The organism is Paenibacillus xylaniclasticus (assembly GCF_004001065.1).
Classification (GTDB): domain Bacteria; phylum Bacillota; class Bacilli; order Paenibacillales; family Paenibacillaceae; genus Paenibacillus_T; species Paenibacillus_T xylaniclasticus.
The window spans coordinates 205,836-231,061 of sequence record NZ_BIML01000005.1; the positions used below are offsets into that span (position 1 = coordinate 205,836).

At 47.0% G+C, this 25,226-nt stretch carries 20 protein-coding genes; 6 read left to right on the plus strand and 14 right to left on the minus strand.

Annotated features, from left to right (window positions below):
- Nucleotides 1-23: 23 nt before the first annotated feature.
- The 11 genes from PXY01_RS08230 to PXY01_RS08280 all read right to left on the minus strand — a co-directional run bounded on the left by PXY01_RS08230 (nucleotide 24) and on the right by PXY01_RS08280 (nucleotide 10,909).
- On the minus strand, nucleotides 24-767 hold the full coding sequence (locus tag PXY01_RS08230; protein WP_127569180.1) for a sugar phosphate nucleotidyltransferase: 744 nt from the start codon (nucleotides 765-767) through the stop codon (nucleotides 24-26).
- A gap of 41 nt (nucleotides 768-808) precedes the next feature.
- Entirely contained in the window at nucleotides 809-1,222 is a 414-nt protein-coding gene (locus tag PXY01_RS23270) for a GtrA family protein (protein ID WP_127569182.1), read from the minus strand.
- Complete coding sequence (locus tag PXY01_RS08240; protein WP_127569184.1) at nucleotides 1,219-2,250, minus strand: glycosyltransferase family 2 protein; 1,032 nt, start codon at nucleotides 2,248-2,250, stop codon at nucleotides 1,219-1,221. The genes PXY01_RS23270 and PXY01_RS08240 overlap by 4 nt, the downstream gene beginning before the upstream one ends.
- A gap of 27 nt (nucleotides 2,251-2,277) precedes the next feature.
- Entirely contained in the window at nucleotides 2,278-2,844 is a 567-nt protein-coding gene (locus PXY01_RS08245; RefSeq protein ID WP_127569186.1) for an NBR1-Ig-like domain-containing protein, read from the minus strand.
- Nucleotides 2,834-3,775, minus strand: coding sequence for a glycosyltransferase family 2 protein (locus PXY01_RS08250; RefSeq protein ID WP_164744341.1), 942 nt, complete (start codon nucleotides 3,773-3,775; stop codon nucleotides 2,834-2,836). The genes PXY01_RS08245 and PXY01_RS08250 overlap by 11 nt, the downstream gene beginning before the upstream one ends.
- Before the next feature lie 19 nt (nucleotides 3,776-3,794).
- Nucleotides 3,795-5,024, minus strand: a complete 1,230-nt coding sequence (locus PXY01_RS08255) for a glycosyltransferase family 2 protein (protein WP_127569190.1) — start codon at nucleotides 5,022-5,024, stop codon at nucleotides 3,795-3,797.
- On the minus strand, nucleotides 5,008-6,135 hold the full coding sequence (locus PXY01_RS08260; protein ID WP_127569192.1) for a glycosyltransferase family 4 protein: 1,128 nt from the start codon (nucleotides 6,133-6,135) through the stop codon (nucleotides 5,008-5,010). The genes PXY01_RS08255 and PXY01_RS08260 overlap by 17 nt, the downstream gene beginning before the upstream one ends.
- 67 nt (nucleotides 6,136-6,202) lie before the next feature.
- Complete coding sequence (locus tag PXY01_RS08265; protein ID WP_127569194.1) at nucleotides 6,203-7,870, minus strand: coiled-coil domain-containing protein; 1,668 nt, start codon at nucleotides 7,868-7,870, stop codon at nucleotides 6,203-6,205.
- Nucleotides 7,871-7,873: 3 nt separating this feature from the next.
- Nucleotides 7,874-8,791 carry a class I SAM-dependent methyltransferase gene (locus tag PXY01_RS08270; RefSeq protein ID WP_127569196.1) on the minus strand — a complete coding sequence of 306 codons (918 nt, stop codon included), beginning with the start codon at nucleotides 8,789-8,791 and terminating at the stop codon, nucleotides 7,874-7,876.
- Nucleotides 8,792-8,821: 30 nt separating this feature from the next.
- Nucleotides 8,822-10,090, minus strand: a complete 1,269-nt coding sequence (locus PXY01_RS08275) for an ABC transporter ATP-binding protein (protein ID WP_127569198.1) — start codon at nucleotides 10,088-10,090, stop codon at nucleotides 8,822-8,824.
- 15 nt (nucleotides 10,091-10,105) lie between these two features.
- A complete protein-coding gene (locus PXY01_RS08280; protein WP_307719372.1) occupies nucleotides 10,106-10,909 on the minus strand; it encodes an ABC transporter permease in 804 nt (267 codons plus the stop codon).
- Nucleotides 10,910-11,104: 195 nt separating this feature from the next.
- Between PXY01_RS08280 and PXY01_RS08285 the strand changes: the two genes are divergently transcribed.
- On the plus strand, nucleotides 11,105-12,232 hold the full coding sequence (locus PXY01_RS08285) for a mannosyltransferase family protein (protein ID WP_127569200.1): 1,128 nt from the start codon (nucleotides 11,105-11,107) through the stop codon (nucleotides 12,230-12,232).
- 14 nt (nucleotides 12,233-12,246) lie between these two features.
- Nucleotides 12,247-12,834, plus strand: coding sequence for a hypothetical protein (locus PXY01_RS08290; protein WP_127569202.1), 588 nt, complete (start codon nucleotides 12,247-12,249; stop codon nucleotides 12,832-12,834).
- Nucleotides 12,835-12,944: 110 nt separating this feature from the next.
- Here the strand turns inward: PXY01_RS08290 and PXY01_RS08295 are convergent, their stop codons facing one another.
- Nucleotides 12,945-14,315, minus strand: coding sequence for a sugar phosphate nucleotidyltransferase (locus tag PXY01_RS08295; protein ID WP_127569204.1), 1,371 nt, complete (start codon nucleotides 14,313-14,315; stop codon nucleotides 12,945-12,947).
- Between the two features lie 465 nt (nucleotides 14,316-14,780).
- Here PXY01_RS08295 and PXY01_RS08300 point away from each other — a divergent pair, with 465 nt between their 5' ends.
- The gene (locus PXY01_RS08300) at nucleotides 14,781-17,273 is read left to right on the plus strand and encodes an O-antigen ligase family protein (RefSeq protein WP_127569206.1); all 2,493 of its coding nucleotides are present in this window, start codon (nucleotides 14,781-14,783) and stop codon (nucleotides 17,271-17,273) included.
- A gap of 63 nt (nucleotides 17,274-17,336) precedes the next feature.
- On the opposite strand, the gene PXY01_RS08305 is transcribed toward PXY01_RS08300, so the two are convergent.
- On the minus strand, nucleotides 17,337-18,995 hold the full coding sequence (locus tag PXY01_RS08305; protein WP_127569208.1) for a glutamine--tRNA ligase/YqeY domain fusion protein: 1,659 nt from the start codon (nucleotides 18,993-18,995) through the stop codon (nucleotides 17,337-17,339).
- A gap of 186 nt (nucleotides 18,996-19,181) precedes the next feature.
- Here PXY01_RS08305 and PXY01_RS08310 point away from each other — a divergent pair, with 186 nt between their 5' ends.
- The 3 genes from PXY01_RS08310 to PXY01_RS08320 are packed head-to-tail and all read left to right on the plus strand — an operon-like array spanning nucleotide 19,182 to nucleotide 23,409.
- Nucleotides 19,182-19,718 carry a MarR family winged helix-turn-helix transcriptional regulator gene (locus PXY01_RS08310; RefSeq protein WP_164744342.1) on the plus strand — a complete coding sequence of 179 codons (537 nt, stop codon included), beginning with the start codon at nucleotides 19,182-19,184 and terminating at the stop codon, nucleotides 19,716-19,718.
- On the plus strand, nucleotides 19,715-21,457 hold the full coding sequence (locus tag PXY01_RS08315) for an ABC transporter ATP-binding protein (RefSeq protein ID WP_127569211.1): 1,743 nt from the start codon (nucleotides 19,715-19,717) through the stop codon (nucleotides 21,455-21,457). The genes PXY01_RS08310 and PXY01_RS08315 overlap by 4 nt, the downstream gene beginning before the upstream one ends.
- A gap of 14 nt (nucleotides 21,458-21,471) precedes the next feature.
- Complete coding sequence (locus PXY01_RS08320) at nucleotides 21,472-23,409, plus strand: ABC transporter ATP-binding protein (RefSeq protein WP_127569527.1); 1,938 nt, start codon at nucleotides 21,472-21,474, stop codon at nucleotides 23,407-23,409.
- Between the two features lie 81 nt (nucleotides 23,410-23,490).
- On the opposite strand, the gene PXY01_RS08325 is transcribed toward PXY01_RS08320, so the two are convergent.
- Nucleotides 23,491-24,855 (minus strand): sodium-dependent transporter, encoded by a 1,365-nt coding sequence (locus PXY01_RS08325; protein WP_127569213.1) that lies wholly within the window; start codon nucleotides 24,853-24,855, stop codon nucleotides 23,491-23,493.
- Nucleotides 24,856-25,226: the final 371 nt, after the last annotated feature.

Consider the following 25,226-nt stretch of genomic DNA (forward strand, 5'->3'; position numbering starts at 1 on the left):
CCACCTCAGTCTTTCTAAAGTTGCTACAGCTTAAGCTTGCCGAATTCTTCTCCGAACAGCAAATCCTTTGCTAATTCATTTGCTTTTTTAAGAGAGGCATGTGTGCCAGCGTCCGTCCACCAGCCCTGTAGTTTATCATATGTTAGCTCGCCGGCAGCGATATAGGCGTTGTTAACATCAGTAATTTCCAGTTCGCCGCGACCTGATGGCACAAGTGTCTTCACAATATCGAATACACGGGAATCATACATATAAATTCCTGTAACCGCATAGGAGCTCTTCGGCTCTTTCGGCTTCTCTTCGATTGAGACGATACGATCGCCCGACAATTCCGGCACACCATAACGCTGCGGATCGTGCACCTCTTGAATCAAAATTTTCGCACCGCGTTCCTGCTTACGGAAATTGTCCACATATGGAGCAATAGAGTCGGAGAATACGTTGTCACCGAGAATTACGACCATTTGATCATCACCGACGAACTGCTCAGCCAGACCGAGCGCTTGCGCGATCCCGCCAGCCTCATCCTGAACTTTATAAGTAAATTCAACATTCATATCGCTACCGCTACCAAGCAAACCGACTACGTCACCCATATGCTCTTTGCCTGTTACAACTAGAATATCCGTAATACCGGCTTCCTTCAGTTTCGCCACTGCATGATAAATCATCGGATATTTGCCGACCGGAAGCAAATGCTTGTTCGTTACTTTCGTAAGCGGAAACAGGCGCGAGCCCGTACCGCCAGCTAGAATAATACCTTTCATATTATATCGCTCCTAAGATCAGTCTGTGGACTCTGTTCATTTCATTGACGAAATGTAAAATACTTATGACCAAAATAATTGCTTATCGTGTAAATAAATGTTCCTACTAAAGCCGCGATATTGTACAATACGCTATTACTCTGGGATGAAGAGATAAATACATCCGTCGCCAAGTACCCTATAAAGTATGACAAACCGTAGCATACTAAAGTCACGAGTAAAAATCTGAGCATCTGCATCCCTTGGTTAGCTGAACCGTTCGCTTTAAATGTAAATGACTTGTTCCAGTAGAACGAATTAATCGATCCGACAGTATTCCCCGCGAATGTCGAGAGCCAGTAACCCATATGAAATAAGTTGATAAACAAATAAATCGAACCTAAGCCCACTAGCGTATTCATAACGCCTACCATAATAAATCGAACAAAATCATGCGACAGCAGTTTCTTAATCATAACTGTGATGCAGCCACTTCAGTATAATAGGCTCCTGAAAGCATCCGATCAGAACGGCACTGCGCCGGCAACTCTTCTTCGAGAATATATTTAGGCCGATGTTTCGTTTCTTTGTATATCTTGCCGATATATTCCCCAATCATACCCAGGCACATAAGCTGAACACCACCGATAAACCACAATGAAACCATGATCGACGCCCAGCCGGAAATCGAATTGCCGTTCAGTTTCACAATTACAGCGTATAAAGCCGCCAACATCGACAGAGCTGCGAACACGACGCCTGTTAATGTTACCATTCGAATCGGCGTCACACTTAAGGACGTAATCCCATCAAAAGCAAAAGCAAGCATTTTTTTCAAAGGATACTTACTCTGCCCCGCGAACCGGTCTGCCCGGTCGTAATAAACATTAGTCGATTTGAATCCAACCATCGGAACGACGCCACGAATAAATAAATTGACTTCTTTAAATTCCATTAACGCACTCAACGCTCGATTACCAAGTAAACGAAAATCCGCATGGTTGTAGACGATGTTTGCACCCATTTTGTTCATCACCTTGTAGAACCCCTCGGCCGTAACCCGTTTGAACAGCGTATCGGTTTCCCGTTTCCGTCTGACACCATAGACAACCTCATACCCTTCACGGTACTTCTCGATCATCTGCGGAATGGCCGCAAGGTCGTCTTGTAAATCGGCATCGACCGAAATGATACAATCTGAATACTCACGTGCTTGAGTAAGTCCAGCGAATAACGCATTCTGATGCCCGGCGTTTCGTGCTAGCTTCAATCCGGAGACATACTTATTATTACGATTAAGTTCGCAGATGATCTCCCATGTTCTATCCTTGGATCCATCATCTACATAGAAAATGGAGCTCTCAGCGGAAATCCACTTTTGGGCAATTAATTCATCCAATACCGAAGACAGCCTCAAGTTTGTCTCCTGTAAGACCTCCTCTTCGTTGTAACAAGGTACGACTACTGTCAATACAGGAGTTGACCTTTCTTTGTCCAATCTCATCTGCCTTGTTCCCCCATTATGTTAGCGTCACTTTCGCTTTAATAAACGGACAAGTAAAACTAGCACTAACAAGCATCCACCGATCCAAACATACTTAAACCATTTACCGTACACATGCACAGACACCGACTGAAGAGATTCTGGGTTCGTATCGCCAAACCACGCTGCTCCCTCGTATACCATGTCCCACTGAAGAAAATAATTCCCGCCTTCGCCTGGAGCCTTAACGTCCGCTTTCACCGTTATTTGTTCACCAGGCTCCACATCATGCGGCAATTTAGTACGCAATCCATCCCATACATGTACGGACTGATCTTCATTTAGCCAATGATACGATAGAAACAGAAGTTCATCCTGCTTCCACACGGTTTTACCGTCATTTTGAAGCGTTATCGAGACCTTATACATTCCCGCTCCAATCATACGTTTGGGTGTATGCTGTTCCAACAGCTTCACTGATAAACCACTGTCAAGTATGTCCTTGTTTTCTTCTGCAACCGTCGGCTGCGCGAAAACCAGAACGCTTCCTGCCCCAACAATAAATACCATCGCAATGAGCCAGCAACCGATCCAGCGTATGCCTCTAGCCTTCATACCGATGTCCCTCTCGTTCTTTCTTCGCTAGCAGGATCAATATCACAAACATCACGTTACGCATCAATCCAGCCTTACTAAACCGATGCCGTAACAATGTAACCATTCTATGAATACGTCCCCTGTACAGAAGCCGTCCATAATCATCAACCATTCGTTTTTGGACGCCTGTCATCTTCTCTTGCCGATACCAAAGCAGTGCACGCGCTTGTGCCATCGTCTCCTCAATCATTCTCCTACTGCGGCTTGCATTGAATACTTTGTTAAACATGCCTTGGTACCGAAATGCCCCAACAACATTATTGGCATGTTGGCGATACAACTGCAGGCACGAAGGTATACCTCTTAACCCGCCGTTTATAGAAGCAACTAGGGCAATCCACCAGTCATGCATGATCGCTTCTGCAGGTATCGGCAAAGCTTCCGACCGCATACGAGCATTCATAATACAAGTGCATCCCGTCACGTTGTTATGAGTCAATATACGAGACAATCGACAATCCTCACCTGATATGCCCTGATAATTCCAAAAAGAATTATCAATCAAATTTAATCGCTCATCAACGACTGTCATATCCGTATGAACAAGAATCGGACCGTCGTGATCCTGCTCAAATTGCTTTATCGCACCAAGAGCTTGTTCAACTTTATCACTCTTCCAGACGTCGTCTTGATCGCAAAACATTACGTACGGAGAAGTCGACCTTGACAACAATCGTGCAAAACTCTGACAGGCGCCTAGCCTTTCATGCTCTGTCTCCAAAATTTCAATCCGGTCCGGAAATCTTGAGCGATATTCTTCTAAAATATCGAGCGTCTCGTCATTTGATCCATCATCACGAACTAATAATGACCATTCCCCGTAAGATTGTTGAACAATGGAATCTAATTGATCACGCAAATATTGGGCCCCGTTATACGTCGACAACAAGATTTGTACACTCATGCCCTTATTTAGACGAATGTCCAGACTTTCGATAAGCCAATGTTTGCTTTGTACAATCTTTCAGAGCACGCCGCTTAGCCGTTTTGACCTCTGGCGACTCATGGGGACGAATCACAGATTTCGCAACGTGCGCTGCAAATTTTAACCATTGCTTAACAAAAACTCTTCTTGGATAATTCTTATAAATAAACAATAAACGATTTCGCATAACCTGATAAATAAAAAACGGCGACCATTCCTTGCTGCTTCCAGTATGAATATGTCGAACCACTGAATGAGGAGTGTACATAATTTTCTTACCTGCCGCCCGAGTTCGGAAAGAAAGATCAGTATCTTCATAATACATAAAGAAATACTCATCGAACCCTCCAAGCTCGAGGAATTGCTCCTTCCTCATCATCATAGAGGCACCACATGCGCTCTGAAGCTCACGTGCAGTATCAAATTGACCGTTGTCGACCTCACAGAATCCAATATCGAAACCATTAAACTCGTCATTGACCCCGGAACCGACATTCTGGATAATCGACACTGCCTCGCCAACTTCTTTCTTTCCAAGATCCCAAGAGATTACACCAGAGCTAGTCGGCTTGACAGTAAAGTCTCCAACAATAATCTCATCCGTATCCGTAAATGAAGTCGCCTTCATCTCAATACGATAGTCAGCCTCCCGCCCGTCCAACAGTGGGATATAAAATACCGAATGCCCAAAAGTCACAAGCTCCGACTGATGGTGAAGCAAATTCGTGCAGAATTTCGGATCAATCGTATACTCATGCTCGTTAATTTTTACGGCTGAGCTTAGCTTCAATTGATCCATCGTTCTTACAGCTATGCGGATAAAATCATAAAAGAACAGTAGCTTTGAGTTCACTATGCCGACCTCAGGATCGCTCATCGCTTGATATAAAGACAAGAGCCAGCCGCGATCAACTTTAGTGTCATTATTAAGGAAAGCAACATACTTCCCTGAACAGTTACGAACACCGTAATTGTTTCCTCCGGCGAAACCAAGATTTTGTCCGGGTGATAATATTTTCAAATTCGGCATCTGCGGCAGGTAGTTCATCTCCAGATAACTTATCGAATTATCTGTAGAGCCGTTATCAACGAACACAACCTCATAGCTTAACCCATCCGTTTCAAGCGCGAGTAAAGAGTCAAACAGCGCCTTAAGATACCGTACGCCATTATAGTGTACAATCACGATGGATACATCATAAGTTGACGGCATGGAGAATCTCCCTACTTTTCTCGTAAAATTTCTCTATGGAGAACAGATTCGCACTATCATAACATCTTTGTGCTTGCCGAACTCGTTCCGCTTCCTCGGCCATCAGCATTTCAGTATGTGCGACTAATTCCTCCTCCGTGTTCCAGAGCAGCCCCGTCTCGCTTTGTTGAATGATTTCCGTTTGTCCACCTTTATTTATAACAACCGGTACTACACCATAGCTCATCGCTTCAACGGTCGTAATACCGAAGTGCTCCATCTTCTCAGGAAACTCGTTATCATTCTCTCCGTAGCCAGTCGCATGCCAGAAGATCTTCGCTTCCTTATACAACTGTTCCAACTCACTGAATGGACAATTCAAGTGCAGATAGACCGGACTGCCCTCGATCCTTTTCTTAATTTGGTTGACATACTCCACGTCGATATCGGTTGTTGACACTGCCCCCGCAAGATGGAACTCCCATCCCGGCCATTTCGAGCAATTACGCAAAAACATATCTACAAGCGCGTCTTGCTTCTTGTTATGCGCTCCTACAAAGAAACGTCCGACCGACAAAATCATATTTTTACGTGTCGTACTTTCGCCAACTCTCTGTAACACCGTTTGCTCAGAAAACACCGGGGGATAAATAACCTTATTCTTAGCGCCAGTGTGCCAAAAATGTTCATGCCAATGGTTCGTATAATAGGAATTGGTAATGAAGTAGTCGTAGCTTTTTACGAACTTCCGATCCATCCATTTACCCGCCAGCTGTCGAAACAGGCTGTCCGGGAACTGATAATGGGTCGGAGGAAACATGCAGGAATAAATATTTTTGCGAGCACGTCCCTCATGTTTGCTGAGAAACATAAAGTTAATAAACAGATCGTAAGATTCCGTCATTTTCTCGATAATACGTTTATTTCGATAATGCTCCTTCAGACTGTTCGCTTTAGGCAAATCGAGCTTCAAGATCGATGTTTTGTTCAACTGCAGCGAGAACCGCTCATTCAGCATTTCAATTGTCGGATAATTAGGCGCATGAATATCAATATTGTTATAGTTATGCACCAGAATTTCAATTTTTACGTCATCATAGAACTCCTCGATACATTTGCACAAATAGCCCATATGTTTTTCGCCCCCGCCAAGAGTAGGCAAGTAGGGATTTAAGACAAGTACACGCTTCAACTACCATTCAATCCCTTCTTATTTTTATCGATTTTTTCAATTCTTCCAACTCGTAGTTCTTCAGGTGATGCAAATGCTCAAGATGCTGCCGAGTTTTCTCCAACTCTTCAATCTGCCTACTCGTCTCCTCGACATAAATATGATGCTCCTGCATAAGCTTCTCATACTGATGAACAACCTGCTCATATTGTTCAACAACCTGTTCATAATTGTGTTGAGCAATATGTTTCTCACCCTTCAACCTTTCGTTCTCAGTCCTCACACGATGAAGCTCTTGTTCCAAATAGGCAACATGCTTCTCAAGTAAATCTGATTGACGTCGAATTCCCTCGATTTCTATCGATTTAGTATTTAGTTTATCGTATATCGCTACTGCGTTTCCATCTTTCTCTTGAATTAATCGATCTCTTTCTTTCACAGCATTCATCAATTCATCTGCCAGACGCTTCGAAAGCGACAATTCGCTGCGAAGACTCCGAACAGGCCTAAGTACTACCCCCATGACACGCTTCACTCTACTGCCGCTCGAATGTCCATTCACTTCCCGAACAAGATTAAGAATGTTTTGAATTTCCACATTTTGATTATGGATAGTTTCCTTTAAAGAGTTGATCAGAGCTTCCCGCTCAACAGCGTCCTCAGCCAATCGGTCCCTCTCTCTTGCCACTTGCTGATGTATGATTTCGAGCCCTGATTTTTCGCTTTCTAACTGACAAACCTTTTGCCGCTCCCCATCAAGCTGCATCTTCAGTTCTTCCATCTGGCGCTCAGAAGCATTTAACGCTGAATCTATATTTACGCGCTGTCGATCAAAAATTTGCTGATTTAATTGATCGAGCCGCTTGTCATACTCCCTCATTACTTCCTGCAATTGACTTTCCTTCTCCCGAAGCATGACTAACTCGTCTTGCATCTGAGGCAGGCTCACGTTTGATTTCAAATACCGTTTGTCAATCGCATACCGCCGTTCTTTCCCATGAACATAGTCCTGAAAATCCAATTCCAATTGGTCGAATAGCTGAATATCTTCGTTGGTTATATGAAAATACGTGTAGTAATACACCGCTCCAGGAATCGACTGAACAAAATCCTTATATTTCCAGTAAAACATATACAAAGACCTGTACATCAGGTACAGGATAGGTAATTCCACTTCAAATACCCATTCGCAATCAATTACGATCGTACGACCATCCGGCTGCATGAACAGATTATCAAACGTAAGATCGACATTCGTAAGCCGGAAATACTCATAATGGCGCTCCCCACCACTCGTTACTAGCTGTCGCCCTGATAAGGACGACAGCTGCTCAAACGGCTTCGAGCCTGCTGACATCGATAATATGAACGAATAGTACTGCTCGAGTACAGTAAGAAATCGTTCGGAATCACCTGTTTTCACCGCATCCGCTAGAAGCGTTTCATAGCTCTTCCCCTCGATAAAAGGAAATATGATATCATCTCCCTCCATCTGGCTGGTAACGAAATAATGATCGGGATAGAACTCAGAAAGCCGCTGCCGATTGGACAAAATCGTTTTGATATGTTCTTTAGCACTGGTGTTGAGCGCTCGCTTAACGACGTCCTTACTTCCGTCACTATACTGGCGGATCATTGTACATATTTGATAAGCGGGTATTCTTTCACGATTAAACTTCGTATAAAGAATGCGCATCGTTTACCCCTCCCTTTTCTTGCATTCTACGAGAAAAGAGTTAGCAAAAAAACCGAACTGTCCGTTCGTCACTAATCCGTTGAGCACTTGCTCCTCGTTAAACAACGTGAGGCGATCCATATCATAATTCGACGCTTCTCGCGCTATCGCTCCAAGTGAAGGCACAACTTCATCCGAATAGATATGAACTGGAAGCTTATAATCAGGGTGAGGATAATAAAAATCAACAACAGCAAGCCCTGCCGCTTCCAGCAATTCAGACAGCTCCATTTTGGAGAAAGTTGCAACTCCCTCGCCAGGGAAATTCCTATATCCCTCAAGACCATCGAAGAAGCGCCCTGTATGATCCTCTCTGCAGCCGTTCCAATATTTAAGCCCGTACTTATTCTCTATTGCTATTAACAATGTTCCGCCTTCACGCAAAGGCTCTACGATCTTGCGTAAAAAGTCGAGGTATGGCGTCTGGGAATCCGTAAACTTCCCTGCATATTCAAGCACGCCAATTAAAGTAACATAATCAAACGACTGCCCAAAATCCATGTCGTTCAAATTACCAACCATAATTTTTAGATGTTGAAAGTCCCGGTGCCGATTCGCAATGATTTCAGCTCTACGTTTAGATAATTCAACGACCGTCACTTGACTTAACTTCTCGCACAGCAATCCAGTGAGTGCGCCACAGCCAGCGCCAATTTCTAGCACTGACCCCTCAGCACGGAAAGGATACCATTCCAGCAAATTTCTTCTGCGCGGAGACAAGTGATACAAAATCGGCCATCGGTCATCCTTATTAAGAATGTCTGTGAAATCGTCGTTGTTCTGTACGATAGATAAAATCTCATCCTCAACATCGCCATCGCTATATCGATCCGTACCTTTATAATATTGCAGATCGATTTGAGCTAACGTTCTATCTTTCATAATCAACAACCTCGATCATCTCAATTTTAATTATTCATCTAACGAGATTTGCGAGTCGATGTCAAACACGCCTACAATTCGTTTGAACATGACCGCCTCGAACGCAATGACGTCATACAGCCGATGATACACTTTCAAATCCTCATTTCCAACAAAACCCGTACAACCAAGAGAAAGCGTATAATACCCACTTTGCAAATTCATTCGCTGAGCAAATGTGATGGAACGAACCGTGCCTGCCTCGCACAGCCCCGTATCGATCCCTTGAAACCACGTGTTTGTGCCAGCCAATTCATTCCCTTTTAAATCCTTTATCGTGAATGCAAAAATTGGATCCTGCATCGACTGATGAAATTGTATCCTCATCCGAACAAATGTATCCTCGTCACTATGAACCTTCGTTACTGGACGCCCTGCCGAATCGAACAATCCGTAGTCGATAATCTCTGCTTCTTTGTTGCCATACTCGATTGTATTGGCCTGACTAGAAAAATGCTGCTTCCACTCCCCCTCTAGCACTGGTGCCTCTACCTTATTTATCTTCAGGTCATCCTCAATGTCATACAGATTCACGAGTACCTTCTTGTATAAATCGACCATATCCTTCGGACTACCTTCCGCAATCATGCGGCCGTCGTGAATAACGAAAGCGTGCGTACAATATCGCAGCACAGTTTCAAGGGAATGGGTAACGAAAATAATCGTTTTCCCTTTCTGTTTGAACTCATTAAATTTGCGATAACACTTCGCCTGGAATGCCACGTCTCCAACCGAAAGCGCCTCATCAACGATAAGAATATCCGGATCAACATTAATCGCTACAGCAAATGCCAACCGAGCAAACATACCGCTCGAATAGGTTTTAACAGGACGGTGAATAAAGTCTCCAATATCAGCAAACGTTAGTATATCTTGGAGCCGCTCTTCCATTTGTTCACGCGAATATCCCATTAACGTGCCGTTGAGATAAATATTTTCGAGACCGGTATACTCCGGATTAAATCCAGCCCCTAGCTCTAACAGTGCAGCAATTTTTCCGTTAACCGTAATATTTCCACTTGTCGGTTGAAGTACACCTGTAATCATTTTTAGAAGCGTCGATTTTCCGGCACCATTTTTCCCCAGTATTCCGATCGTCTCTCCAACTGGAATACTGATCGACAACTCCGATACTGCATGAAAAGGAGTGTGATATATTTTTCTTGGGAAACGAATTGATTCTTTCAGCCTGTCTACAGGCTGTTTATATACTTTATATACCTTGGAAACATTATCGACCTTAACTGCGTATTGACTCATTGTCATCTCTCCAGCCTATAGCACGTCCGCGAAATGAGGACGGAGTCTCTTAAATACAATAATCCCCGTTAACAGCAGAACGAAGGTGAACAACCAGAAATATAACGTTTGAACAGGATGCTCCCAAAACCACGTTTTATCTATCATTGCACCCCGATAACCTTCCGTAACATAATACACTGGATTTAACTTAATATACTTGTGGTACTTCTCCGGCAATATATTCATTGACCAGAAGATAGGCGTTAACCAGAACATAAATTGAGTAATTACGCCTACAAACTGCCCTATATCCTTTAAGAAAATAACCAAAGAAGAAGTTAGCCAAGCAAATCCGAGCACCAACATGACAGAGCAAGCAAAATAATATACGATCTGCAGAGTATACAAATCTGGGTAATAGTTATACGACAGGAACATAATCATGAGAAACACGATAAAGAACAGGTGGATATAGATTGCTGATACAACCTTTACAATTGGCAGCAATCCAACTTGAAATGACATCTTCTTCACGAGGTAACTGTTCTCGACAATGGAGTTTGTCGTGTTAATAGCGCAGTCTGAAATAAAAAACCATGGAATCATGGCTGCCATCAACCATAATATGAACGGGTAATTATCAACTGGAGCCGATTTAAAGCCCACTTGAAACACAAACCAGAAGATCAGGATTTGAATAACGGGTTGAATAAAAGCCCATAATAGGCCTAGATATGATCCTAAATAACGGATTTGTAAGTCTTTCCGAGATAGGTTCACTATTAAAGGGATACTCCTATAAAGACCTAATACCATACTCAATACGAATTTCATCATGCATGCTCCTACTCTTCCTTATATAAAGATCTTTCACTGCAACTCGATTGAACCATCAGTAATTATATCAGAATTACTTCGATGATTCACTTCCCCACTATTTTTAGATTTTGTCAAACAGTAGCGAATGTTGTATTCTTAATTTCGACCACAATTCGATTAGGCCGTTATACATTTTAGTAACCTGGAGGAAACATGAAGCTTTCGAAACCAAGTATTAACGTCGCACTCTATTGTTTTCTTATCGTAGTCGCTTCAAGATTTACCTACCTTATTATTTCCCTGGTATGGAACTCCATCATGCACTCAGATGAAAGCATATTTGACATCTTAAACCGATGGGATGCGGGTTGGTATACATCCATCATTAGAGACGGCTATATGTTGGAACCTAGTGAACACGAAAATGGCGACGCCGCCAACTGGGCCTTTTTTCCTTTATATCCCCTACTAGTTAAAGGAGTTGTGGCTGCTACAGCATTATCGATCAATCAAGCAGGAGTAATTCTATCTACTTTATTATTCTTTGCCACCTTAATTGTCGTGCATCATTATATCAGCATGACACGCGACAGAGAGTCCGCCAACACTGTAATTCTTTTGCTTGGATTCGGTCCTTATTCTTTCTATTATTCATCTTTGTATACCGAGTCTTTATTCATTCTTCTTGTCGCACTCGGGTTTTACTGTCTAGAGAAAGAGAAATGGACTCTTGCTGGCGCAGTAGGCGCCTTGCTTTCTATGACAAGAATTACAGGCGTAATGTTCAGCATTGTATTCTTTATCAAATGCCTAATTGTCCATTTAAGAGAAGGAAAGACACTCAAATCATTCCTGCCCGCTTTCTTAAAGAATGAGAAGCAGTTGTTCTCCCTACTCCTTATTCCAGTAGGACTATTTGCTTACATGACTTATTTATATTTTCACGTCGGGGATCCGTTCGCCTTCAAAAATATTCAGATCGCATGGGGAAGAGACAACACAAATCCCCTTATACGTTTGTATGAAGGCTTAACATCCGACCGTTCTTCCGCCTATTTGGCGATTTGGGGAATACTCGGCATTGCCGGAGCCGTATATCTTTTTATAAAAAAACGTTATACCGAAGCGTTTTTCGGGTTTGTCTGCATTACCATACCCATAATGTCTAATCTACAATCTCTTCCACGTTACTTTATGGGCTCTCTTATTTTAGCGCTGGCTGTGAATGATTGGATATGCCGGATTAAACCATTTCCGAAAACCGTTCTTCTCATAACGATCGCGATATTAAATATTCCGTTGCTGCTATTGTGGTTCGCTGGCCACCCGCTAGTAACTTAATCGGGGTGATTACTATGATAAAAAAGGGACTCTTATACGGCGCTTCCCTTGTTCTTTTCTGCTGGTATGTCGGTATTCTTTATTTTGCAGTTCATCCAAATGTCAGTGAAGCCTATCGGCTGTACTATATATCGCATGAACTAAAACACTGGAAGGGGAATCAAGGGATCATCGTGCTCAGTAACGAGAAAATCCCCTTCGATTCCATCCAAGACAACCGTGTTGCCTACCTAGGCAAGGGTTGGTCGTCACCCGAGGACTGGGGGATATGGATGGAGGGGCGTGAGGCAAATTTGTATATGCAATTGAGTTCACGGCCTGACGGACCAATAGAAATGCAGTTACAGTCACTCTCATTTCTCCCGGAAGGAAGTAAAGAATTTAGCATTGAAGCCAATGGACATCCAATAGGGTCCATAAAGGCGAAATATGACGGTTCCACTTTATATACCGTTACAATCCCAAGTAACCTCTTATCGAACAACCTGTTGCTTCACATTAAAATCATTAATCCTGTCCCCATATCACCAGCGCAAATCGGCCAATCTTCTGATATCAGAGAGTTGGGGCTTGGTGTACAGTGGATGAAATTAACGTACTAACTCGTGTTGCAGCAACATGTTCCTATAACAATGAATAGAGTGAATAAGTTAAATATAAGAAAAGATCGCGGTCGACCGAATGAACCGGCCAATTCCGAGATCTTTTCTTATTAGTTTAGTTGTACAGCAAGCTCTACAATCTCGTCCCAGTTCAGCGCGAGGCGTACGATATCTTCTTCAACAAGTTCTTGACCCGTTTGAACTTCAATGATTTCCAGGTCAGTTATCGCCCGGATGCTGTGCTTCATCTCGCACGGCACGACTACGATATCACCCGCTTGAACCGGACGGAGCTGTCCATCGAGTACCATCTCACCTGATCCAGCTACAATCGTCCATACTTCACGGCGTCTCATATGATACTGATAACTTAAATTGCATCCTTCCGAGATCAAAATCCGCTTCGTCAGTACCTCTTCTCTGCCAGGGTACTTAATGTAGTCCAGTACCCTGTACCTTCCCCATCGGCGCTCCTCATACATCGGACGCTGATCCTGATGCTTCAGTACATCTTTAATCCGCGGACTAGACGCTTTATCCGACACAAGTATGCCATCAGGACTAGCCGCTACAACGACATTCGATACACCTAGTACGGTTATCGGAATATCCAGTTCGTTAATGACATGCGTATTCACACAATCCTCAGACATAATAGCGTTGCCGATAAGTGGGCTCCCCATCTCTTCTGTAAGGGTATTCCAAGTCCCAAGATCCTTCCAGTAACCGTTATACGGGAGAACAACAACTTTATCCGCCTTCTCTACAATTTCGTAATCGAAGCTAATCTTTTTCATACTGCCATATTGAGCTTGAAGCTCTTTATATTGAACTGGCAGCCCTCGCTTTGTCAACTCTTCAATCATGTATCCCAACCGAAAAGCAAATACACCGCAGTTCCACAGAGCATGCTCTGCAATCAGCTCTTTCGCCCGCGACTCGCTTGGCTTTTCTTCGAAACGACTTACCTGTTTGTATACTTGTTCGCCAACAGATTGAGGAACAATGTAACCATATTTCGCAGATGGATAGGTTGGGGTGACGCCAAGCAGACCGATATTGGCATCAGAATCATCAATAATAGCCGCCAGTTCCTTTACTTTCTCGAAGAAATGATCTTCAACGTACGGATCGACCGGCAGAATCGCAACAACTTCTTCAAGCGATACTTGCTTGACAGAATGAAGATATACAGCTGAAAGAGCTATAGCGGGAAACGTATCCCGGCGCTCGGGCTCGATAATAATATTTGATTCAAGTCCTAATTGGCTTTGAATGACTTCAAGTTGCCCGCGTCCAGTTGCGATATAAGCATGCTGGCTTAAGTCATTATTCCCCAGTTGCCCCCACACACGCTGAACCATTGATACATGATCGCCACTTTGATTACTTAACAGCTTAAGAAATTGTTTGGAACGGGAATCGTTTGATAACGGCCATAATCTTTTGCCTGATCCCCCTGATAACAAGATTATTTTCACTTTATCTCCCCAGTCTGCATAGAACAGGCCCTATGCTCGTTCTCTTAATGCACAGTAACTCCATTTCCTATAATTATCTTTTTAATTATAATACACCATATCGAACATGCCTCTTCAACGGATCGACGTTGTATATCCTAATTATAATACACAAATCCTTTAATAAATTGGAACGTAAAATAATACAGCTCAAGGAGGCGTCACCTTAATAATTACGCGAACGCCTAACGAAATAACGCAGGATCAACTGATTTTCGTCGTTGTTATGGCACCGCTGATTATGCTTTGGATACATTTATTATGATGTCATTGTCACGTGATGCGAAGCTATTCACGATTATTATAGCTATCGTGTCAGATTCAATTTATGTTAGACTGTCATATAGATTAGCAACTTACGCGTTTTGCGGGAGAATACTACTTCACCATGTTTCTCATTACTATTGATTAAGGAGCTTATGTTTTATGAGGAAGAGTCGTTCGCAGCAACTGAACACAAATTCAAAAGAACAGTCAATCTTCACTACGACAGCCTCCCTTGTACTCGGCCTCTGGTTCATCCTGTTCCCGTACAAGGCAGGCTTGTTCAACAGCCTCTCGTTCGGATTTGAACGTCCGATCCTAAACGCAGCGCTTTACGCTTCACTAGTATCTATAGGTTTATGGTTAGTCATAATAGTCATGCGCAAATCGTTGGGTGAAACGAAATTAATGCCCCTCGCTGCCTGGATTATTCCATTATGCTATTGGATATCTTCTCTCGGTGCGGTATCAAAGCATGACGCAAAGTGGATGGTATTCATCACTGCAATTGCAGCCTTGTTCTTTGCAGCAGCAGCGTTCGTATCCCGCCAAGCAATCGGACAGCGCATCTTGGAATGGTCTATCGTCGGTTCCGGCTATATCATCGTGATATATGGATTGCTTAACGTATTCGGTATAGCTTACAAGAAAGATGCATTATGGGAAGCGATGCCCGGCCAATTCCGTCTCACTTCCGTACTCCAATACTCGAATACTTATGCCGCGCTCCTTATCGCGCTGTTTCTCGTTGCACTGTATTACGCTGCACATGTCAAAAATCGTTACTGGCGTTCCGTACATGCGTTAATGCTTGTACCTATTTTTGTATCATTTATGCTGACGTTGTCACGGGCCGCATTGTTGCTGCTTCCCGTGTTAATTCTGTGCCTGCTTCCATTTCTTCGCATTTCGAAGCAGATTATTCTTTTATTGTACATGATTATATCCACAGGCGCATCCCTTATCATTCTAAGTAAAATTGACTCGAATATGCTCGAAATCGCCGCGCAAATCATTCCTAGCGCCAATCAAGGCAACGTCGATCTATTCAATATGTTTGACAAGCTGTCCTGGTCCGGGTGGCTGCCTATGCTTGGCGTCAGCGTCATCGTAGCGCTATTAAGCTGGTTTCTACATGACAAGCTTGAGCTTGCGCTAGATAACAAGCTTGCACGTTTTAACGGCCGAACAATATCCTTTTTCGCTGTTCCAGCGCTGCTGATCATTCTGCTGGCGATCGGGGCAGCACTCGTGCTCGGCAGCGGGGCAGTTCGTAGTGTTCTGCCACCTTCCATCGCTGAGCGGATTGAGAACATTAACTTTAACCAGCATAGTGTACTGGAGCGCAGCACATTCTATAAGGATGCAATGAAAATATCAGCCGACTATCCGATCTTGGGAGCAGGCGGCGGCGGATGGATAGCTTTGTATCAGCAATATCAGAACAACCCTTATTCCAGCCAGCAAACTCATAACTACTTCATACAGGTACTCGTAGAAACAGGTTGGATCGGGTTACTCGCCCATCTCATTCTTATAGCAGGTATTTTGTTCATGTACATTCGCGGGTATATCCGCAATCCAGAGAAGCGCAGCAGTCATTTTGTGCTGTTTATTATAGCGCTGGCTATAATTTCTCACAGCTTAATTGATTTCGACATGAGCTACGTCCTTATGCTCGTCACTTTCTTTACTTGTCTTGGAGCAATTTCCGCTGCCTTCCCGAACGTGGCCGATTCGTCTAAGACGAACAATGTCTCTATTAACAGCAAATTAAAGCTCCCAATCGTACTACCATCTGTAATGATACTGCTCTCCATTGCCGTTACTATCTACGTAGGTCAACAAATGGGGGCCCGTGCTAACTATGAGCAAGCCCTGAAGCTGGCTCAATCACAAAAGCCGTTTAGTGAGGTCATTAAGCCGCTCAATAAAGCAATAAATGCAGACCCGAATAAAGTGCCATACAGCCTGACCGCCGCTACCTGGTATATGCAGGTATATCAGGCGGATACCAGTCATTCTGACTATCTTGAAAAGGCTGGCCAGTTACTAGATAAGCTGTACAAAGCTAATCCATATGACCCTGATACACTTAGCAGCAAAATTGACTACGCAAAAATGATCGGTCAGGAAGACGCCGTGCTTGCCTTGTACGAAGAGCGCATCAACAAATTCAAATGGTCAATTGAAGTATATGGCGACGCGATGGACGAATACGCTTCGAGCGGATGGAACATTCATAGGGAACAACCGGAAGTTCGAGATCAACGCTGGACACGTGTTGATGAACTGTATGAAGTGGTGCTTGACCGAATCGAGGAATTAAAGAAGCTTCCTCCAGAGCAATTGCAGGGCCGCGCATTCGAAATTACGCCGGCAATTCGTTATGCAATGGGCTTGGTGGCATACGGCCGCGGCGACTACGCTGGCGCGATTGAATGGACAAGTCCTGTAGCGACCGGAGATTTGAGCAGCCTATCGAACCCGAATGTCGAAGACGCAGTGAAACAATCAATATTAGACGTGATAAGAACTTATCTGGCAGCCTTGAATGCAACTGGACAAATCAATGAAGATCTGCGCAGCATCTTAATCTCGTTTGATCCGGAGGAGGAACAGCGATTAAACGAGTTAATTGCGGGACGACTCTAATCCACACCCGCTTCAAGCGAAAAACGCGACCGGCAAGCTTTAAGCCTGCCGGTCGCGTTTTTATTATTTCTTCGGATCGAACGAGCTCTTCAGTGATACAATCCGGTTAAACACCAGCTTGCCCTGTGCGGATAGCTTCGGATCGACGTTGTAGTAGCCGTGACGGAAGAATTGGAACTTATCCCCGCCCACTGAGCTTGCTAAGCCCTCCTCGACGAACCCTTGCAGCGTCTCGAGCGAGTTCGGATTAATCCGTTCCAAGAACGGCTTATCCGCATTGGACTCGTCATCGATAAGCAGCGGCTCGAAGTGGCGGAATTCCGCTGCCTTCGCCGAAGACGCCTCTACCCAGTGGATCGTTCCTTTCACCTTGCGTCCCGTGAAGCCTGATCCGCTCTTCGTCTCTGGATCGTACGTGCAGCGCAGCTCGATAACCTCGCCTGCATCGTTCTTAATCACTTCTTCGCACTTAATGAAGTACGCATGCTTGAGACGCACCTCATTGCCTGGGTACAAGCGGTGGTATTTCGGCGGCGGTACCTCCATGAAATCGTCCTGTTCGATATAGATTTCACGGGAGAACGGAATCATACGCATACCCAGCTCTTCATTCTCCGAGTTATTCTCAGCCTCAAGCATTTCGACTTGGCCTTCCGGATAGTTCGTAATTACGACCTTCAAAGGCCGCACGACCGCCATTGTGCGCAGCGTCTTCAGCTTCAAATCTTCCCGGATAAAATGCTCCAGCATCCGCTCATCGACCAAGCTATTAGCCCGTGCCACACCGATCTCCCGGCAGAAAGCGCGCAGCGCTTCCGGCGTAAAGCCGCGGCGGCGGAGGCCGCTAATCGTCGGCATGCGCGGATCGTCCCATCCGTCGACGATGCCGCCATCAACAAGCGACTTCAAGTAACGCTTGCTCATAATGGTATTCGTAATGTTCAGACGGGCAAACTCATATTGACGCGGAGTCGATTCCATCTCACATTCCCTAATCGTCCAATCATACAGCGGACGATGGTCCTCGAACTCCAGCGTACAGATCGAGTGCGTAACCCCTTCGATCGCGTCGCTGATCGGGTGCGCGTAGTCGTACATCGGATAGATGCACCATGCGTCGCCCGTCCGGTGATGATGAGCGTGAGCAATCCGGTACAGCACCGGATCTCGCATCGTAATGTTAGGGGAAGCCATATCGATCTTCGCCCGCAGCACACGCTCGCCGTCCTTAAATTCGCCAGCACGCATGCGCGCGAATAGATCAAGGTTTTCTTCCACCGTGCGGTTGCGGTATGGGCTTTCTTGGCCCGGCTCCGTCAGCGTACCGCGCGTCTCGCGCATTTGCTCAGCGGACAAGTCACAGACGAACGCTTTGCCCTTCTTAATGAGCAGCACGGCACGATTGTACATTTCTTCGAAATAATCGGAGGCGTAGCGAAGCTCATCCCATTCGAAGCCGAGCCATTGAACATCCTGCTTGATGGACTCGACGTACTCCGTATCCTCCTTTACCGGATTCGTATCGTCGAACCGCAAATTGGTCCGTCCCTTAAATTCGTCTGCCAATTCGAAATTAAGGCAGATTGATTTTGCATGACCGATGTGAAGGTAACCATTCGGCTCAGGCGGGAAACGAGTAACAATTTCCTTTACCTTACCTTTGTCCAAATCTTCTACGACGATGTTTCGGATGAAGTTCGAGGATGCAGTTTTATTTTCCATGACGACCAACCTTTCCTGCAGCAAGTTCCTATCCTCTTATAATACACAACTCACTAGCATTTTATAAATAGATACGATGAAATAATACAGCTCAAGGCGGATTGACGTTAAAATAATCGCACGAATATAATTAGTTTAGCTAATTAAAATATATCTGTAGACAATATGAAGGAGGGACAATATCGATTGGATGAGCAACAGCAGCTTTCCCATGATCTCATTCGCTCCCTGCGTCAGTTCAAGCAACTGAACTGGACCGGACTGAAGGCAAGCGACGGTTATACGAAGAGCGAGATGATTCTGCTGTTTCATACCCGCCAATGCACGAAGATTGATCCGAATGGGCCGAAGGCTTCCGACCTCGCTCGTTCGCTTAATGTTACAATGCCGACCGTTACCCAGATGGTTAATGTGCTCGAAGCTCGTGGGCTGCTCGAACGCCATCGCGATCCGAGCGACCGCCGTGCGGTACGTATTCGGCTAACGCCCGAGGGAGAACAGATGACGCTGCGCGCACGGCAAATGATGATGAGCACCGTCACAAGACTGACCGATTATCTCGGAATTGAACGAAGCCGCCAGCTCGTCTCGTTGCTGGAGGACGTATTTCGTTTCTATGAACATAACAACATTTCATGCGCGGCCAACGCCGAACGACCTGTAGATGAAGCGAGGCCCAATCACTCTCCACTTCCTTATAATGAGGTGAATCGAACGATATGATAAAGCTTCTCCGTTACTTGAAGCCGTACCGTATGGCGGTGCTGCTCGTTATCGTATTCGTGTTTCTCCAATCACTCTCCGACCTGTACTTACCAACCTTACTCGCAGACATTGTCGATAAAGGCGTCGTTACCGGCGACACCCCATATATTTGGCGCGTCGGCGGCCTTATGCTGCTTGTTGCGCTCATCGGCGCAGCTTGCTCGGTCGGCGCCAGCTACTTATCGGCGAAAGCGGCAGGCGGCTTCGGTCGCGATCTGCGCAGCCGCTTGTTCGCTCATGTCGAGAAGTTCTCTCTGCATGAATTCGACCAGCTTGGCACTGCCTCGCTCATTACGCGAACGACGAACGACATCACGCAGGTTCAGCAAGTATTGACCATGATGATGCGCGTCATGGTTATGGCGCCATTGATGTGCTTCGGCGGTATTATTATGGCACTCACCCGCGACGTGAAGCTGTCTACGATTATTATTGCTATCGTGCCTGTCGTCGCTTTAATTATTCTGATCATCTCCAGCCGGACGCTCCCGCTGTTCAAGCTGCAGCAGAAGCGGCTCGATCAGTTGAACCTTGTGCTGCGCGAGCATTTGACAGGCATACGGGTTATTCGTGCCTTCAACCGGACCGGCCATGAGCAGCAGCGGTTTACGCAAGCGAATAGCTCGCTTACCGATACGGCGATCAAGGTCAACCGAATGATGGCAGCGCTGATGCCGCTGATGTTCCTGATCGTGAACATCGCCAGCATCGCGATTTTATGGTTCGGCGGCATGCGGATCGACAACGGCGCCATGGAGGTCGGTGACCTGATGGCATTTATTCAATACGCCTGGCAGATTTTGTTTGCCCTCATGTTTGCCTCGATGATGTTCGTTATGGTGCCGCGCGCTTCCGCTTCCGCCGCGCGCATTCAAGAGGTGTTCGACATGAAGCCCGATATAACAGACCCATCTGAAGCGCAAGCCAGCACGGATAGCAGCCAGCAAGCCGTACGCGGCACCGTCGAATTCCGCGACGTCTCATTCCGATATCCGGGTGCGGAGATGCACGCACTGGAAAAGATCAGCTTCAAAGCCTCGCCAGGTGAAGTAACAGCCATTATCGGCGGTACCGGCTCCGGCAAGTCGACGCTGATCAATCTAATTCCTCGCTTCTATGATGTCAGCGAAGGCTCGGTACTCATCAATGGCACCGATGTTCGTCAGATGGCTCAGCAGCAGCTGCGTTCGATGATCGGTCTCGTACCGCAGAAGGCGATGCTGTTCACCGGCACAATCGCCGACAACATTCGATTTGGATACGAGGAAGCAACAGACGAGCAGATTCGTCATGCCGCTGAGGTTGCACAGGCTGCCGACTTCATCGGGCGTATGGCCGACGGCTACGAATCGATCATCTCCCAGGGCGGCACTAACGTATCGGGCGGTCAGAAGCAGCGGCTGTCTATCGCTCGCGCGCTTGTCCGCAAGCCGGCGATCTACCTGTTCGACGACAGCTTCTCGGCGCTCGACTTTAAGACCGACGCCAAGCTGCGCGCCGCACTCCGTCCGGAGACGACCGACGCCACCGTCATTATTGTCGCCCAGCGCGTCAGCACCGTCATGGACGCCGACCGCATTATCGTTCTAGACGAAGGCCGCATCGCGGGGATCGGAACGCACCGCGAGCTGCTTGACAATAATCCGGTATACCGCGAGATCGTGGCGTCGCAGCTGTCAGAGGAGGAGATCGCATGAGCTTGAATCCAATGATGAACGATAAGAGGCTAGAGCCGCTCCAATCGGCCGATCGAGGCGGACCAAGTGGTCATCGGCCCGGAGGGCATGGAGGTCATGGAGGTCATCGACCGCCTGGCGGTCCCCCGGGTATGATGATGCCCGGCCAGAAGGCCAAAAACTTTAAAGCCACGTTCCGCCGATTGCTTGGCTATCTGCGCCCGTATCGATTCTCGCTGCTGATCGTTCTCCTGACCGCAGTGCTTAGTACCGTATTCTCGATCCTTGGTCCGAAGATTATGGGTGAAGCAACGACCAAGCTGTTCGAGGGACTCATGGCCAAAATAAATGGAGAGCCCGGCGCAGCCATCGACTTCGACGCGATCAGCCGAATTCTGCTGACGTTAGGCGTTTTGTACATTATCAGCACCCTATTCAGCTTCCTCCAGCAGTACATTATGGCTGGCGTAGCACAGAAGACCGTATATGGCATACGCGAGGACGTCAATGCGAAGCTTGCCAAGCTGCCGCTTAAATTTTTCGACGGCCGTACGCACGGCGAAGTGCTCAGCCGCGCCGTTAACGACGTCGACAACATTAGCAGCACGCTGCAGCAAAGCTTGACGCAATTTATTACCTCAATCGTTACGCTGATCGGGATCGTCATCATGATGCTGACGATTAGTCCGCTCCTGACACTCATGACAGTCATTACGCTGCCGCTCAGCTTCATCGTCATTAAGATGGTCGCAGGCAAATCGCAGCGGCATTTCGTCGGCCAGCAGAAGTCGCTTGGCGAATTGAATGGACATGTCGAGGAGATGTTCACCGGTCACGCGATCGTCAAAGCCTACGGACGAGAAGAAACGGCCGTCGCCAAGTTCGACGCCGTCAACGAGCAGCTGTATCAATCCGGTTGGCGGGCCCAGTTCATCTCCGGCATCATCATGCCGCTCATGGGCTTCATCGGCAATATCGGATACGTGCTCGTCAGCGTCGTTGGCGGCGTACTCGTGCTGCATAAGACCATTACCGTCGGCGATGTTCAGGCGTTCATATCCTACTCCCGCCAGTTTACGATGCCGATTACGCAGACGGCGCAGATCGCCAACATCATTCAATCGACGATCGCCTCTGCGGAACGCGTATTCGAGCTGCTGGATGAAGAGGAAGAAGTACAGGAGCCTTCCGCTTCCGTGCCATCACTTGTGAAAGCATCGAAGGGTGAGGTACGCTTCGAGCATGTTCAGTTCGGCTACAAGGAAGAGGCTCCGCTGATGAAGGACTTAAATATCGACGTCAAGCCAGGGCAGACGATTGCGATCGTCGGACCGACCGGAGCCGGCAAGACGACGCTGATCAACCTGCTCATGAGGTTCTACGAGCTTAACGGCGGGCGTATTACAATCGATGGCACCGATATTACCGCAATGTCACGCGGCGAGCTGCGCAGCAATTTCGGTATGGTGCTGCAGGATACGTGGCTGTTCAATGACACGATCCGGGACAATATCGCATACGGGCGCGAGGGCGCATCTGAGACAGACGTTATCCGGGCCGCCAAGGCCGCGTATGCCGACCATTTCATTCGGACGCTGCCTGACGGCTACGATACGATATTGAATGAGGAAGCGTCGAACATCTCGCAGGGACAGAAGCAGCTGCTCACAATCGCCCGTGCTATCCTCGCCGACCCACAAATTCTCATTCTCGACGAGGCAACGAGCAGCGTCGATACACGGACTGAGGTGCATATCCAGCAAGCGATGAACGCGCTGATGGAAGGACGCACGAGCTTCGTCATCGCACACCGCCTGTCGACGATCCGAGATGCCGACCGCATTCTTGTCATGAATCAAGGCGCTGTTATCGAGCAAGGGACGCACGAAGAGCTGCTCGCACAGCGCGGCTTCTACGCCGAGCTGTATGAAAGCCAATTCACCGGCCGCAAGAAGCAGCCAGAGGCGATCTGAACGGACAAAGCGGCACAGCACAAACAGGGCATTCCACTGACATCGAACGATGACGGTGAAATGCCCTGTCGCTGTTCTCCCCTAGAACTTCAAAATTCCCGACGTATGCAAGAACACCAGCACAATTAGAACCGGTGCAATATAACGCAGAATGAACAGCCAGATCGTGAACCAGCCTGCCGTTAGCCCCGCTTCCTTGCCCGCCTCTCGCCATACGTACCCGACGAAGATCGTGACGATCAGGCCGCCAAGCGGAAGAATGATGTTCGAGGCGATAAAATCGGTCCAGTCGAAGAATGACCGCAGACCCCAATGCAAGCCGCCAACTGCTCCGCCGACAGAGATGGCCGACGGTATGCCAACAAGGAAGCAAAGCACAGTCGTTACGATAGTCGCTTTCGGTCGTCCCCAATTCCAGCGGTCCATCGAGTAAGCAACAGGCACTTCGAGCAGCGATACGCAAGACGTCAAGGCTGCGATAGCAAGCAGAATAAAGAACAATCCGCCGAACAGCCATCCCGCCGGCATCGCCGAGAACGCCGCAGGAAGCGCGATGAATGCGAGTCCTGGTCCTTGCCCTGGCTCAATGCCGAACGCGAACGTCGTCGGGAAAATAATCAGTCCCGCAAGCAGCGCGTACAGCAAATCGCCTCCGCCAACCGCCAGCGAGGCCGCGCCAAGCGACTGCTGCCGATCCACGTAGGCTCCATATGTAAGCATCGTGCCCATTCCAAGCGACAGCGAGAAGAAAGCGTGACCGAGCGCCACTAGCACCGACTCATTCGTCAGCTTGCTGAAGTCAGGCTTCAAGAAAAATTCGACTCCCGCTCCCGCTCCGTCCAGCATAAGCACGCGAACCATAAGAAATAACAAGATCACAACGAGCGCCGGAATCAATACTTTATTAAACTTCTCGATGCCCGAAGCCCCTCGAATGACGATCCAGCCCGTCACGGTCATGACAATAAATTGCCACACCAGCGGCTGAAAACCGCCGATAAAATCGAAGAACGCTCCCTCAAAATCCGTTCCCTTGCCGAGCCCGCCACCGAACGTCAGCACCGCGTAGTGAAGCGTCCAGCCGGCCACGACAGCATAGAACGACATAATGAAGAACGCGCCAAGTATGGATAGCAGCCCAAAGCCGCCCCATATTTTTTTCCCGCTCAGTCTAACTAACGATACAGCTGGACTTCCTCGACCAGCTCGTCCAATCGTCATTTCCGCCATGAGCACCGGGATTCCGATAACGAGCAAGCAAATCACGAACAGCAGGAAGAACGCTGCTCCCCCATATAATCCGGTTATGTACGGAAACTTCCACATGTTCCCAAGACCAACCGAGCTTCCGATCGCTGCCAAAATAAACCCCGACCTCGAGAAGCGTTCCGCCTTTCCTCCAGCCACCTCTTCCCCAGAGTGAACAAGCGGCTTCTTCTGTTCCATCTCTCCACCTTCTTAGCAGTAAGCTGTCTGTTCTAGTTGTATTGTCCCCGTTTACCGCCAATCAATTCCAAGCCCTTCACAGCGATGCGCCGCTCCCGGCATTCGCCCCTGCCATGCAGGCGGCGTTGTGTCCGAGCATTAGCACATCCGTTGGGAGAATTATCGATCCCGCGTATGAACGCCCCCCCTTATTAGAGCCGCACAATCGTAATCTGGTGAAATTTTTCTCTATTTATGAATGCCGGCACAGCGCGGTCTGTCGACTTGGTTCTCTTTACGCGGCGAAGGTCGTTTGGAAATAGGCATTGCGGAACGAAACAAAAAGGTTGCCGAGCGCTTCACTCGGCAACCTTCCCATCATATAATATTAA